Genomic DNA, 13,759 nt, shown 5'->3' with positions numbered 1-13,759 from the left:
GGCCAGCCTAGATCAACTCAGCGGCAGCTCTACATGTACCTGCCAGTCACCTTGGTCGGGGCCGGTCCGCGCGTGTCCGCCCAGCAGGGCGGCGCGCTCGCGTATGCCACGCAGGCCGCTGCCACTGCCGGGCCCGGGTATGTCGGCGGTGAGCGGATTGCGGATCTCAAGGGTGAGCGTGCCGCCTACGACGGCGATGCGGACCCGGGCCGGAACGGACCCGGCATGCCGCAGCACATTCGTCAGCGACTCCTGGAGGATGCGATAGCCCTCCCGGGAGACCGGGCCGGGCACGGTGTCCAACGGTCCGCTCATGTCGACGTCGACCTTCGCGCCGGAGGCCCGTGCGGACTCCAGCAGGCGGTCGGCGTCCGTGAGCGTGGGCCGGCTGCTGACCGGCCGCTCCGACTCGCGCAGGATGCCGAGGACGCGCTCCAGATCCTCCAGGGCGGCCCTGCCCGTCTCCTCGATGGCGTCCAGGGCACGGTCGGTGAAGGCGGGATCGCCGGCCGCGCGGGCCGCGCCCGCCTGGACGACGGCCACGGTCAGGGCATGGCCGATGGAGTCGTGGAGCTCGCGGGCGATACGGGTGCGTTCCAGAAGCTGCTCGGTGCGCTCCTCGAGGGCGGCGAGGCGCTCCGCCGGTGAGGGGCCCAGGAGCCGGAGGGCGAGTGCGGTGATGAGGTGGCCCGAGGCGACCACGGTCACCGCCAGGGCGGCCAGCGGCAGGGGCACGAGCAGCAACTGCCACCATGCGTGGCCCTGAAGGAGCAGTCGGCCCTCGTCGAAGTCACGGCCGAACGGCGCCCACAGCAAGTCCACCGTGGCGAAGAGCAGTTGGGCGCTGACCGTCGCGGTCGCGTACCCGAGCAGCAGCCGCGCCTCCAGCCACACGACGAGCCGCCCCCGGTCGGTCCAGGTGGCGGACGGAGCGACGACGATGTCGGCGCTCCCGCCGTCAGGCCCGTGACCGGTCAGCAGCAGCCTCGCCTGCAGCCCCTCCACGGTGCGCATCGCGGGCACCAGACCGGCGGGGGCGAGCGCCACGGCCGCCACCAGCCAGATCCACCACTCTTCCCGGACGAACAACCACATGCTCGGCCACACGACGGCGATGAACAGATGCAGCCACCGTGTGTACGTAACCGCCCGGCCGAACGGGCGCAGCAAGCGGGCCATTGCGTCATCGTGTCAGCCGCCACTGACAACGAGCCTCCCCCGCACGGGGGAGACGATCTCCACCCGCGAGGGAGGACCCGCGGCCGCCCCGGCGGCCAGGCTGCTGCCATGACCAGCATCGAAGTCCAGGCCCTCACCAAGGAGTTCGGCAGCCGACGAGCCGTGGACGACCTCACCTTCACCGTCCTCCCCGGCCGTGTCACCGGCTTCCTCGGCCCCAACGGCGCCGGAAAGTCCACCACCATGCGGCTCGTGCTCGGCCTCGACCGGCCGACCTCCGGCACCGCCACCCTCGGCGGCCGCCCCTACGCGACCCTGCGTGAACCCCTGCGCCACGTCGGCGCGTTGCTCGACGCCGGGGCCGCGCACGGCTCCCGCACCGCCCGCGACCATCTGCGCGTTCTGGCGGCCGGCAACCGCATCCCGAGCGCACGCGTCGACGAGGTGCTGGAGGAGACGGGGCTCGCGTCGGTGGCGCGGCGCCGGGTGAAGACGTACTCGCTGGGCATGCGCCAGCGGCTCGGCATCGCCGCCGCACTCCTGGGCGACCCCGAGGTGGTCATGCTCGACGAGCCGTCCAACGGCCTCGACCCCGAAGGCATCGTCTGGGTCCGGGACCTGACGCGGCGCCTGGCGGGGGAGGGCCGGACGGTGCTCGTCTCCAGCCACCTCATGAACGAGACCGCCTCCTTCGCGGACCACCTCGTGGTCCTCGGCCGGGGGCGCCTGCTGGCCGACACCCCGATGCGGGAGTTCATCGACGCGCGCGTGCGGCCGAGCGTGCGCATCCGCACCACGGACGCCGTCGCGCTCACGACCGCCCTGGCCCGGCACGGCCACGACGCCGTCCAACACGACGACGGGCACTGGACCGTGCACCACGCACGCGTGGACGACATCGGCCGCATCGCCTCGGAGGCGCACGTACCCCTCCTGGAACTCGCTGCCGAGGAAGGGACGTTGGAGCAGGCCTACTTCGATCTCACCGCGACCGAGGCCGAGTTCACCACCCGGCCCACCCAGCCGCAGCACCAGCCTCAGGGGGCCTGACCATGACCTTCGCACCCGTGCTCCACGCGGAGTGGCTCAAGATCCGCACCCTTCGTTCGCTTCCGGGAGCGCTGCTGGCGCTGTTCGCCGTGACCACGGCGTTCTCGGCGCTGGCAGGCGCCGACGGGGGCTCCGACCCGGAGTTCGACCCGCTCTTCACGGCCCTGTCCGGGATCCTGCCCGGCCAGATCGCGGCCATCTCCTTCGGTGCGACGGCCGTGTCGTCGGAGTACCACGGGGGTGCGTTCCGGCTGACGCTCGCCGCGACCCCCCGGCGCGGACGCTGGTTCGCCGCCAAGATGACGGCCATCGCCGTACCGGCCCTGCTGGTCGGACTGGTCACCGCCGTCGCCGCACTCGCCGCGGGCCGCGCGGGACCCGGCTCCGCGGTGGACGGGCTCACCGTGGGCGAGCAGCTGCGCGGGGTCCTGGGCTGCGGGATCTACCTCATGCTGATCACCCTGTTCGCGGCGGGTCTCACCGCCCTGCTGCGCAGCGGAGTGGCCACGCTGTCCGTCCTGATCCCGTTCATCCTGGTGGTGTCGTTCGTCATCGGCGACGCCGCGGGCACCGTCGCGGACTTCCTGCCCGACAAGGCAGGCCAGATCGCCCTTCACCAGACGTACGACGGCACTCTCGGGCCATGGTCGGGACTGACGGTGACGGCCCTGTGGACGGCTGCCGCGCTGCTGGCGGGCGGTTGGAGCGTACGGCGACGGGACGCCTGATCCCGCGAGTCGGCCCCCGGCGAGCCGATCGCCGCCGAGCCGACGGACGTCAGCCCTCCGCCCTCTCCTGCGTCTCGGCCGTCACCCGCAACCGGGCGAACTCCTCCGCCATCGTCGCCGCCGTCCAGTGCGCGTTGAGCCCGCTCGGATTCGGCAGCACCCACACGCGCGTGCCCCCGATCACCCGCTCCTGCGGACCCACCTGGGCCTTGCGGTCGTCGAACGCCGCCCGATACGCGGTGACCCCCACGACCGCCAGCCAACGCGGCCGCAGCCGTGCCACCTTGGCCGTCAGCAGTCGCCCGCCCTCGCGATACTCCTCGGCGCTCAGTTCGTCGGCCCGTGCGGTAGCCCGCGCGACGACGTTCGTGATGCCGAGCCCGTAGGACGGCAACTCGCCCTGCTCCGAAGGCTTCATGAGCCTCGGCGTGAACCCGGACAGGTGCAGGACCGGCCAGAAACGGTTGCCGGGGCGGGCGAAGTGGTGGCCGGTCGCGGCCGTCATCAGACCGGGGTTGATGCCGCAGAACAGCACGTGGAGGCCGTCCGCGATGACGTCCGGTACGAGACGGTCGCGGGCGGCCTCCAACTGCGCGGCGGTGAAGCGCGCCATGCTGTGCGAAGCGCTAGAGGATGGCCCCGGGCGTGTAACCGGCGGCCTCCGGGCGCTGCTTCACGATCTCCTCGATCCGGCCGACGACGATGCCGACCTGGTCGGCCGCGGCCCCCGTGAAGGACAGCTTGTCGGCCATCAGCGCGTCCAGCCCGGCGCGGTCGAGCGGGATGCGCTCGTCGGCGGCCAGCTTGTCGAGCAGCTCGTTGCGCTCGGCGCCCTGCTCACGCATCGCCAGGGCGGAGGCGACGGCGTTCTCCTTGATCGCCTCGTGCGCCACCTCACGGCCGACGCCCGCGCGCACCGCGCCCATCAGCACCTTGGTGGTGGCGAGGAACGGCAGGTAACGGTCCAGCTCGCGCGTCACCACCGCCGGGAAGGCGCCGAACTCGTCGAGGACCGTCAGGAACGTCTCCAGCAGTCCGTCCAGCGCGAAGAACGCGTCCGGCAGCGCGACGCGGCGCACCACCGAGCAGGACACGTCGCCCTCGTTCCACTGGTCGCCCGCCAGCTCGCCCGTCATGGACGCGTAGCCGCGCAGGATGACCATGAGGCCGTTGACGCGCTCGCACGACCGGGTGTTCATCTTGTGCGGCATCGCGGAGGAGCCGACCTGGCCCGGCTTGAAGCCCTCGGTCACCAGCTCGTGCCCGGCCATGAGCCGGATCGTCTTCGCCAGGGAGGACGGCGCCGCCGCCAGCTGTACGAGCGCGGTCACGACCTCGTAGTCGAGGGAGCGCGGGTAGACCTGGCCGACGGAGGTGAAGGCCTGCGAGAAGCCCAGGTGACCGGCGATCCGATCCTCCAGGTCCGCCAGCTTCGACGCGTCCCCGCCGAGCAGGTCCAGCATGTCCTGCGCCGTGCCCACCGGGCCCTTGATGCCGCGCAGCGGGTAGCGGCCGAGCAGCTCCTCGATGCGGCCGTAGGCCACCAGCAGCTCGTCGGCGGCGGTCGCGAAGCGCTTGCCCAGCGTGGTGGCCTGCGCGGCCACGTTGTGGGAGCGGCCGGCCATGACCAGCTCGCCGTACTCGCCGGACAGCTTGCCCAGACGGGCAAGCACGGCCACCGTGCGGTCGCGCACCAGCTCCAGGGAGAGCCGGATCTGCAGCTGCTCGACGTTCTCCGTGAGGTCGCGCGAGGTCATGCCCTTGTGCACGTGCTCGTGCCCGGCGAGGTCGTTGAACTCCTCGATCCGCGCCTTCACGTCGTGCCGGGTGACCTTCTCGCGCTCGGCGATCGAGGCCAGGTCGACGGTGTCGAGGACGCGCTCGTAGTCGGCGATCGCCTCGTCCGGCACCTCGATGCCGAGGTCCTTCTGGGCCCGCAGAACGGCGAGCCAGAGCTGCCGCTCCAGCTTCACCTTCTGCTCGGGGGACCAGAGCGTGGCGAGCTCGGCGGAGGCGTAGCGTCCGGCGAGGACGTTGGGGATGCGGGGCTTGGCGGGCGCAGAAGTCACGTGTACGGAGTCTACCCGGCGTCCCGCGCGGCCCGGATCGCCCGAACAGCCCAGAGCCCCCAGGTCAGGGGTGCTGTGGACGCTGTCCTTCCGTGCTCCTCGGTGAGACGGACACGAACCCCGCACGCGGGCGGTACGAGCCTGCGCGCGCGGGCGACAACGGGCCTCGCATACGGGCGATCGAGTGAATTCCCTCGGCGTCGACGCGTCGTGGTTTCCGGGAGCCTCCACATCTCGTTCATAGTCTGCAGGTCGTGGCGAGTTCGAACGTGTGGCAGCACGGCTCCCTCGATGGCCCTGCGAATTCCGCCAATCCACAAGAACGCGTGAAACGACCGAAGTCGGCTTCCCCATTCCGCCTGAGAGAAAGACAACGAGAATGCGACAGGCCTTGACCAAGGGATTGATCGTGGCCGCCGCCGCGACCAGCGCCCTGTCCCTGTACGGCACGTGCGCGTATGCGGCTCCACGCGCACAGGGGACTGTGGTGAACTCCGGCGCTGCGCTGTCGGCCCGTACGGATCCATGGGACTCGGACGGGCTGGACGACCTGGATGACAAAGTCGGCGAGATGCATGAAAAGTTCGGCGAGATGCGCGACAGGTTCCTCGAGCTGAATGACAAGTTCGGCGGGATGTATCAGCCGGAAATCGCTTCCGAAAACGACACCCCCGGATATGGCAGCTCCGGCTACGGCGTCGAGAAGCAGAGTGACCACGGCTATGGCTATGGCTCCGAGAAGCCGAAGGACCATGGTTATGGCTCGGACAAGCCGAAGGACGACGGCTACGGCTCCGAGAAGCCGAAGGACCATGGCTACGGCTCGGACAAGCCGAAGGACGACGGCTACGGCTCGGACAAGTCGAGCGACGACGGCTACGGCTCCGACAAGTCGAGCGACGACGGCTACGGCTACGGCTCCGACAAGCGGGAGGACGACGGTTACGGCTACGGCTCGGACAAGCCGGGCGACGAGGGCTACGGCTACGGCTCGGAGGAGCCGGGCGACGACGGGTACGGGTACGGCTACGGCGAAGAGGAAAAGCCCAGGCCCGAACCGACGCCTCCGCACGAGCCGCCGCCGTCCAAGCCCGGGAAGCCGGACCACCCCAAGCTGCCCGAGACCGGCGCTGAGAGCGTCATCGCAGGCGTGGCCGCCAGCGGGGCGCTGCTGATCGCCGGAACCGTCCTGTACCGGCGCAGCCGCGCCACGGCCCGGCGATAGCGGACCGGGTACCACCGGAGAGGCCCGGCGCCTCGACTCGACCGGCCTCCGCCTCTGCCTCCCCCCGGGGGCCGAGGCGGAGGCCGGAGCCATGTGGGCCTACGCCGCCGGGCCTTCGTACGGCAGCAGTTCGGGCCGCTTCGGAGGCAGTCCGTCCCCGGACGACCGCCCCGTCAGCCGGCGCCCGATCCACGGCAGCAGATGCTGCCGGGCGAACCGCACGTCCGCGGTGCGCCGCGCGACCCAGCCCGGCGGCATCGTGGCCGCCATCGGCGTATGCCACTCGGCGTCCTCGGGGTCGTAGCCGAGCGTCTGCCACACCGCCTCCGCGACCCGGCGATGCCCCTCGGCCGTCAGATGCAGCCGGTCCACGTCCCACAGGCGGGGGTCGGAGAGCGACGGGGCGCCGTACAGGTCGACGACGACCGCGCCGTGCCGCTCGGCCAGCTCGTCGACGCAGGCGAACAGCTCCTCCATGCGCGGCCGGAACCGCTCCAGGACCGGGCCCTGGCGGCCGGGGCTGCGCATCAGGACCAACTGCTCGCAGGACGGGGCGAGCGTCTCCACGGCCTCCTCCAGGAGTCCGCGCACGCGCCCCATGTCGCACTTGGGCCGCAGCGTGTCGTTGAGCCCGCCCACCAGCGTGATCACATCCGGCCGCATGGCTGCCGCCACGCCGACCTGCTCCTCGACGATCTGCTTGATCAGCTTCCCGCGCACCGCGAGGTTGGCGTACCGGAAACCGGGGGTGCGGGCGGCCATCCGTGTGGCGAGGAGGTCGGCCCAGCCCCGGTAGGAGCCGTCCGGGAGCAGGTCCGACATGCCCTCGGTGAAGGAGTCGCCGACCGCGACCAGGCTGGTGTGAGTGGGGTTCGTCTGCATGGCGACAGAGATGGTATCCCGGGCTCCATACCCATCGGTCGGTCGGCCCGGGTCACCCGGCGGCACCGGCCGTCAGGCGCGCTGCCCGAACAGCTCCCGCAGCACGTCCTCCATGGTCACCAGGCCCGCAAGCCGGCCGTCGCGACCCAGCACGGCCGCAAGGTGCGTACGGCTGCCCCGCATCGCCGTGAGCACGTCGTCCAGCGGCGTGCTCTCCCGTACGCGCGCGATGGGCCGCATGTCCCGCACCTGGAACGGCACGTCCCGCGGCGAGGCGTCCAGCGCGTCCTTCACATGCAGATAGCCCACGATGCGGCGACCCTCGTCGACGACCGGGAAGCGGGAGAAGCCCGACTCGGCCGACAGCCCCTCCAGCTCCTCCGGAGTGACGCCCACGCGCGCGTAGACGACGCTTTCGAGCGGAAGCACCACGTCACGCACCGGCCGACGACCCAGCTCCAGGGCGTCGTGCAGCCGCTCCCGAGCGCGTTCGTCGATGAGGCCGGCCTCGCCCGAGTCACGCACCAGCCGGGCCAGCTCGGCGTCCGAGAAGGTCGCCGTCACCTCGTCCTTGGTCTCGACGCGCATCAGCTTCAGCAGCGCGTTGGCGAAGGCGTTGATCGTGAAGATCACCGGCCGCAGCGCCCGGGACAGCGCGACCAGCGGCGGACCGAGCAGCAGGGCGCTGCGCACCGGCTCGGCCAGCGCGATGTTCTTCGGCACCATCTCGCCGAGCAGCATGTGCAGATACGTGGCCAGCGCCAGCGCGATCGCGAAGGACACCACGTGCCCGGCGCTCTGCGGCACACCCACCGCGTGGAACACCGGCTCCAGCAGATGCTCGATGGCGGGTTCCGCGACCACACCCAGCACCAGGGTGCACAGCGTGATGCCGAGCTGTGCGGCCGCCATCAGCGCGGACACGTGCTGCAGACCCCACAGCACGCTCTTGGCGCGCCGGTCGCCCTGTTCGGCGTAGGGCTCGATCTGTGAGCGGCGCACCGAGATCAGCGCGAACTCGGCGCCCACGAAGAAGGCGTTGACGACCAGCGTCGCGAAACCGATGAGCAGCTGTACGGCGGTCATCGCCCACCCTCCTTCTCGTTCTCCTCGGCCACGTCGTCCAGCGGCGCGTGCAGCAGCACCCGCGCGGCCCTGCGGCCCGTGGCGTCCACCACGTCCAGCCGCCAGCCGGCGACCTCGACCCGGTCACCGACGGCCGGTATACGGCCGAGTTCGGTCGCTACCAGGCCTGCCAGCGTCTCGTACGGACCCTCGGGCGGCCGCAGCCCCACGCGCGCGAGGTGGTCCACCCGCGCCGAACCGTCGGCCGAGAACAGGGCCCTGCCGTCTTCGTCGCTGCCCGCGGAGGCGAGGTCGGGCGTCTCGTGCGGGTCGTGCTCGTCCCGCACCTCGCCGACGACCTCTTCGACGATGTCCTCCAGCGTGGCCACGCCCGCCGTGCCGCCGTACTCGTCGATGACCACGGCCATGGTGCGCTTGCCGGACAGCCGGTCCAGGAGCCGGTCGACGGTGAGCGTCTCGGGGACGAGCAGCGGCTCGCGCATCAGCTCGGCGACGGAGACACGGGGCCGGCGCTCGGCGGGCACCGCCAGGATGTCCTTGATGTGCGCGGTGCCCACGACCGAGTCGAGGCTGCCGCGGTAGACGGGGAACCGGGACAGCCCGGTCGCCCGCGTCGCGTTCGCCACGTCCGCGCAGGTCGCCTGGGCGTCGAGGGCGACGACCTGGACGCGCGGGGTCATGACGTTCTCCGCGGTCAGATCGGCCAGGTTCAGGGTCCGTACGAAGAGCTCGGCGGTGTCCGCCTCCAGGGCGCCCTCGCGGGCGGAGTGCCGGGCGAGGGCGGCGAGCTCCTGGGGGCCGCGCGCGGCGGCCAGCTCCTCGGTGGGTTCCACGCCGAAGCGGCGCACTATGCGGTTCGCCGTGTTGTTCAGGTGGGTGATGAAGGGGCGGAAGATCGCACTGAACCAGCGCTGGGCGTTCCCGACCCGCTTGGCCACGGCCAGGGGCGAGGAGATCGCCCAGTTCTTCGGCACCAGCTCGCCGACGACCATCAGGACGACGGTCGACAGGGCGGTGCCGATCACCAGCGCGATCGAGCTCGCGGTCGAGCGGGAGATGCCGAGCGACTCCAGCGGGCCCGCGATCAGCGTGGCGATCGACGGCTCGGCGAGCATGCCGACGACCAGGTTGGTGACGGTGATCCCGAGCTGTGCGCCGGAGAGCTGGAACGTCAGATTCCGTACGGCCTTCAGGGCGCCGGCGGCGCCCCGCTCCCCGCGCTCCACGGCCCGCTCCAGCTCGCTGCGCTCGACCGTGGTCAGTGAGAACTCGGCCGCGACGAAGGCACCACAGGCGAGCGACAGCAGGATCGCCACCAGAAGGAGGAGCACTTCGGTCATCGGGTCACCTCCGTCCCATCGTCGGACAGGGTGGGGAGGATCGCGCGATGTCGTCTACTGGGAGGCTCGCCCATGGGCGGACGCTCACACCTTTCATTGGAGGACCGAAGTGGTCCCCCAATAGTAAAGGACGGGCAAAGTGTGTCAGTGAAGCGGTCAGACAGTGATCAGTGACCGATCGGACAGCGATCAGTCGGTGAGGTGCTTCACCCACCGTCGCCACTGTTCCTCGGGCGCGTACCCGGCCGCGCCCCAGGCATGCTGCGCGGTCTCGTTTCGCTGCAGCACCATCGCGTCGCCCCGGCGCCCGCCGAGCCGTACGAACCTCTCCTCCGCGGCGGCCAGCAGCGCCGAGCCGATGCCCCGGCGGCGGCGCTCCGGGTGCACCGCCAGCCGGTACAGATGGCAGCGCCAGCCGTCGAAGCCCGCGATCACCGTGCCGACCAGCTCGCCGTCCAGCTCGGCCAGGACGAGCGCCTCGGGGTCACGGGCGACCAGGCGCTCCACGCCGTCCCGGTCGTCGCTGATGCTGGTGCCCTCGGCGGCCGTCTTCCAGAAGGCCAGCACGGTGTCGAGATCGTCGGCCGTCGCGGCCCGTATGCGCAGATCGGTCATGGTCCGATCCCATCACGGGAGCCCGTCGGGGAAGCGGAATTCCAGTATCCGGACGGCTAGTTGCCCCGCAGCCGCTCGATCACCGGCGCGAACGCCTCCATGTACGGCTCCAGAACGGTCAGATAGGAGAAGCCGTACCGCTCCCGCTGGGCCAGCACCTGCTCGACGATCTGCTCCAGGGCGCCGACCAGGAGGATGGGCAGGGCCAGGACCTGCTCCAGGGTCAGTTCCGGCACCCGGTCGAGGAGGGGCTGGACCACGCCCGCGCGGTCCTGGGTGACCACCACCATCTGCAGGAGGAGGTTCAGCTCCGCCGGGTGCTCCCGGCCCGCGGCGAACTTCCGGTACCGGGCCACTCGCTCGTCGAGCTGCTCGGCCGTGACGGGGACCAGCCGCCCCGTCGAGCTCTCCGGGTCCGCGTACGCGCCCCCGAACGCCGCGATGTCGGCGTGCTCGGCGGTCAGCCGCAGGACGCGGTCGCCGTTTCCGCCGATCAGCAGCGGTACGCGTGGCTGCTGTGCCGGCCGCGGCTGGTGCTCGTCCGATCCGTGCAGCCGCTCCAGCTCCTCGACCGTGCGCCGCAGATGGTCCACGCGCTCGCGGGGAGAGCCGAAGGGCAGCCCCGCGGTGTCGTGCTCCGCCTGTACGTAGCCCGCGCCGAGCCCGAGTTCGAGCCGCCCGCCCGTCAGCGCGTCGGTCGTCGCCACCTCCCGGGCGAGCAGAGCGGGGTTCCAGAACCCCGCGTTGAGCACGAACGTGCCCAGCCGTGGCCGCTCGGTCGCCTCGGCCGCCGCGACCAGGGCCGGGAACGGCGCGGGCATGCCCAGATGGTCGGGGACCAGGATCACGTCGTAGCCGAGCTCCTCGGCGCGGCGGCACTTGGCCCGCCACTGGTCGGCCGGGGCGGGGGTCATCAGGTTGACGCCGAAGCGGAACGGGCGCGGGCCATCCGGTCGCGACATGAACTCTCCTCACCTGCAAGGGACTTGAGTGCCTGCCCGCGATTCCATCACTCGTGCGCGATGGCCGCCAGCACATTCATGCGTGATGCACGCAACGCGGGCAGCAGCGCCGCCACGACGCCCACCACGGCCGAGCCGATCACCACCGCGATCATCGTGCCCCAGGGGATCGCCAGCGCCGTCATGCCCTGCAACGCCAGCACCTGCTGGGTGCACACGCCCCACACCAGCCCCAGCGCCAGGCCCAGGACCGCGCCGAACACGGCGATCACCACCGACTCCAGCCGGATCATCCGGCGCAGCTGCCGCCGGGCCAGCCCGATGGCCCTGAGCAGCCCGATCTCCCGGGTGCGCTCGACGACCGACAGGGCGAGGGTGTTGACCACGCCCAGCACGGCGATGATGATCGCGAGCCCGAGGAGGGCGTAGACGAGGTAGAGCAGTACGGCGATCTGGTCGTGCACCAGGTCCTTGTAGTCCGCGATGTCCCGGACCTGCACCTGCGGATACGGGTCGAGCGTCTTCTCCAGGCCTGCCCGCAGATCGTCGTCGCCGGTGCCGGAGGCGGCGTTGACGTACACGGCCGCGTCCTGCCCGCCCGGCGCGTACTTCTCCAGCGTGCTCAGCCCGAAGTAGATCCCGCCCTGCGCGCCGAACCCCTCGGCGGACTCCTGGTCGGTGAGGGCACCGACCCTCAGCTCGGCCCGCCGGTCGCCCTGGAACTCGACGGGGAGTGTGTCGCCGACGCGTACGCCGTGGTCCTCGGCGAAGTCCTTGTCCATGGCGAGGTTCCCGGCCGCGAGCGCGGCCGCGGTGTCGCCCTGCGCGTACGTGATGTGTGCGACCTCGTCGAGCTCGGGTTCGTAGCCCGCGGCGGTGGTCTTCACACGGTCGCCGTCCGGCATACGCACCGCGATCGTCACGAACTGCGAGCGCACCACGAGCCCGACGCCCTCGGTGCCCTCGATCCGCTCGGTGACCTCCTTGGGGAAGGGCACGAAGTTGCTGTTCTGCACCACGAAGTCGGCGCCGAGCGTTTTGTCGATCTGCTCGTCGAACGACTTGGTCATCGAAGCGCTGGCCACCGACATCCCGCCGACCAGCGCGAGGCCCACCATCAGGGCGGCCGCCGTGGCCCCGGTGCGGCGCGGATTGCGCAGGGCGTTGCGCTGGCTCATCCGGCCGACCGAGCCGAACAGCGCCGGGAACGCCCCGCCGAGCACCCGGATCACGGGCCGTACGAGCAGCGGCCCCGCGATCACGGTCGCGACGAGGGTCAGCAGTACGCCGAGACCCAGCAGGGACGCCGCCGACGACGTCTTCGACGACACGGCACAGCCCACGAGCGCCGCCGCGCCGGCCGCGCCGACTACGGAGCCCGCCACCGCGCGCAGCCGCAGCGGCCGCCCGATCTCGGCGATCTCGGCGTCAGCGAGGGCCGCCATGGGCGAGACACCGGCCGCGCGCCGCGCCGGCAGGTACGCCGCGACGAAGGTGACGCCGAGGCCGACGACGTAGGCGGTGAACGGGGTCACCCACCCGACGACCATCTCGTTCGCCCTGATGTTCATGCCCATCAGACCCATCAGCTCGATGAGTCCGACGGCCAGCCCGATGCCGGCGGCGAGGCCCAGCGTCGAGCCGACCAGCCCGAGCAGCAGCGCCTCGGTGAGGACCGAGCGCCGCACCTGGCGCCGGTCGGCGCCCAGTGCACGCAGCAGGCCCAGCTCGCGGGTGCGCTGGGCGATCAGCATCGAGAACGTGTTGACGATCAGGAACACGCCGACGAGGACCGCGACCCCGGCGAAGCCGAGCATGACGTACTTGATGATGTCGAGGAATCCGCCCAGCTGTTCCACGTCCGACTTGGCCTGCTCGTCGGCGGTGCGCAGCTCGTAGCTGCCGGCGTCGGACCCGAGCGCGTCGGCCACGCGCCGCTTGAGCTCCGCGTCGCTGACGCCCTCGGCCGCGTCCACCGAGATGCCGGTGGCGCCCCGCGGGTCGCCCAGCAGCTTCGTCTGCGCGGTCGCGGTGTCGAAGAAGACCAGTGCGGCACCGGGGTTGGTGGTGGTGAAGGTGACGATGCCGACGACCTCGACCGGGAAGGAGCCCTCCTGCCCGATGACCGTGAGCCGGTCGCCGACCCGCACGTCCTTGCTGTCGGCGGTGTCCGCGTCGATCAGGGCCTGCCCGTCGCCCTGCGGGGCGTGGCCCGAGGTGAGCTCCACGGGGCTGCGCTCGGTCGGGTTCCACGCGGTGCCGATCGTGGGGGCGCCGGTGGTCGGGCCCACCGACTCGCGGTTCTCGTCGGCGACGGTGAGGCCCTCCACGTCGACTTCGGCGCGGGCCGCCGCGACGCCCTGGACCTGGGACAGGCGGTCGGCGAGCGAGGCCGGCAGGGTCAGGGTCTGGCCGGAGGGCACCGTCTCGTCGAGGGTCTCCCTCGGGGTCACGGTGACGTCGGCGGCGGTCGAGGCGAAGAGCCGGTCGAAGGTGCGGCTGACGGTGTCCGAGAAGATCAGGCTGCCCGCGACGAACGCCACGGACAGGATCACCGCCAGGGCGGAGAGCAGCAGCCGCCCCTTGTGGGCGAGGAAGCTCCTGAGGGTCGCCTTCAGCACGG

The 13,759-nt window shown here is 71.6% G+C and carries 12 protein-coding genes; 3 read left to right on the top strand and 9 right to left on the bottom strand.

Features of this window, described 5'->3' with window-relative positions:
• Positions 1-12: 12 nt before the first annotated feature.
• Positions 13-1,179: a sensor histidine kinase gene (locus EJ357_RS06855; protein WP_126389660.1), complete on the bottom strand. Its 1,167-nt coding sequence runs from the start codon at positions 1,177-1,179 to the stop codon at positions 13-15.
• 108 nt (positions 1,180-1,287) lie between these two features.
• Between EJ357_RS06855 and EJ357_RS06850 the strand changes: the two genes are divergently transcribed.
• Both EJ357_RS06850 and EJ357_RS06845 read left to right on the top strand, forming a co-directional pair.
• Positions 1,288-2,229, top strand: a complete 942-nt coding sequence (locus tag EJ357_RS06850; RefSeq protein WP_126389657.1) for an ABC transporter ATP-binding protein — start codon at positions 1,288-1,290, stop codon at positions 2,227-2,229.
• A gap of 2 nt (positions 2,230-2,231) precedes the next feature.
• The gene (locus EJ357_RS06845; protein WP_126389654.1) at positions 2,232-2,957 is read left to right on the top strand and encodes an ABC transporter permease; all 726 of its coding nucleotides are present in this window, start codon (positions 2,232-2,234) and stop codon (positions 2,955-2,957) included.
• Positions 2,958-3,006: 49 nt separating this feature from the next.
• Here EJ357_RS06845 and mug read toward each other — a convergent pair whose 3' ends face one another.
• Both mug and purB read right to left on the bottom strand, forming a co-directional pair.
• A complete protein-coding gene (gene mug, locus EJ357_RS06840) occupies positions 3,007-3,570 on the bottom strand; it encodes a G/U mismatch-specific DNA glycosylase (protein WP_126389652.1) in 564 nt (187 codons plus the stop codon).
• A 13-nt stretch (positions 3,571-3,583) separates the two neighbouring features.
• Positions 3,584-5,026, bottom strand: coding sequence for an adenylosuccinate lyase (gene purB, locus EJ357_RS06835; protein ID WP_126389649.1), 1,443 nt, complete (start codon positions 5,024-5,026; stop codon positions 3,584-3,586).
• Between the two features lie 391 nt (positions 5,027-5,417).
• Between purB and EJ357_RS06830 the strand changes: the two genes are divergently transcribed.
• The gene (locus tag EJ357_RS06830; RefSeq protein WP_175647325.1) at positions 5,418-6,251 is read left to right on the top strand and encodes an LPXTG cell wall anchor domain-containing protein; all 834 of its coding nucleotides are present in this window, start codon (positions 5,418-5,420) and stop codon (positions 6,249-6,251) included.
• A 99-nt stretch (positions 6,252-6,350) separates the two neighbouring features.
• Here EJ357_RS06830 and EJ357_RS06825 read toward each other — a convergent pair whose 3' ends face one another.
• The 6 genes from EJ357_RS06825 to EJ357_RS06800 all read right to left on the bottom strand — a co-directional run bounded on the left by EJ357_RS06825 (position 6,351) and on the right by EJ357_RS06800 (position 13,757).
• Positions 6,351-7,133: an SGNH/GDSL hydrolase family protein gene (locus tag EJ357_RS06825; RefSeq protein WP_126389643.1), complete on the bottom strand. Its 783-nt coding sequence runs from the start codon at positions 7,131-7,133 to the stop codon at positions 6,351-6,353.
• 72 nt (positions 7,134-7,205) lie between these two features.
• Positions 7,206-8,219, bottom strand: a complete 1,014-nt coding sequence (locus EJ357_RS06820) for a hemolysin family protein (RefSeq protein ID WP_126389641.1) — start codon at positions 8,217-8,219, stop codon at positions 7,206-7,208.
• Positions 8,216-9,559 (bottom strand): hemolysin family protein, encoded by a 1,344-nt coding sequence (locus EJ357_RS06815; RefSeq protein WP_126389638.1) that lies wholly within the window; start codon positions 9,557-9,559, stop codon positions 8,216-8,218. Before EJ357_RS06815 ends, EJ357_RS06820 begins: the two co-directional genes overlap by 4 nt.
• A 189-nt stretch (positions 9,560-9,748) precedes the next feature.
• The gene (locus tag EJ357_RS06810) at positions 9,749-10,174 is read right to left on the bottom strand and encodes a GNAT family N-acetyltransferase (protein ID WP_126389636.1); all 426 of its coding nucleotides are present in this window, start codon (positions 10,172-10,174) and stop codon (positions 9,749-9,751) included.
• A gap of 56 nt (positions 10,175-10,230) precedes the next feature.
• On the bottom strand, positions 10,231-11,136 hold the full coding sequence (locus tag EJ357_RS06805; RefSeq protein ID WP_126389633.1) for an LLM class F420-dependent oxidoreductase: 906 nt from the start codon (positions 11,134-11,136) through the stop codon (positions 10,231-10,233).
• Positions 11,137-11,183: 47 nt separating this feature from the next.
• Entirely contained in the window at positions 11,184-13,757 is a 2,574-nt protein-coding gene (locus EJ357_RS06800; protein ID WP_126389630.1) for an ABC transporter permease, read from the bottom strand.
• Between the last annotated feature and the right edge of the window lie 2 nt (positions 13,758-13,759).

Origin of the sequence: Streptomyces cyaneochromogenes (genome assembly GCF_003963535.1) — a bacterium.
Lineage (GTDB): Bacteria > Actinomycetota > Actinomycetes > Streptomycetales > Streptomycetaceae > Streptomyces > Streptomyces shaanxiensis.
This window is presented reverse-complemented; position numbering and strand designations above follow the sequence as displayed.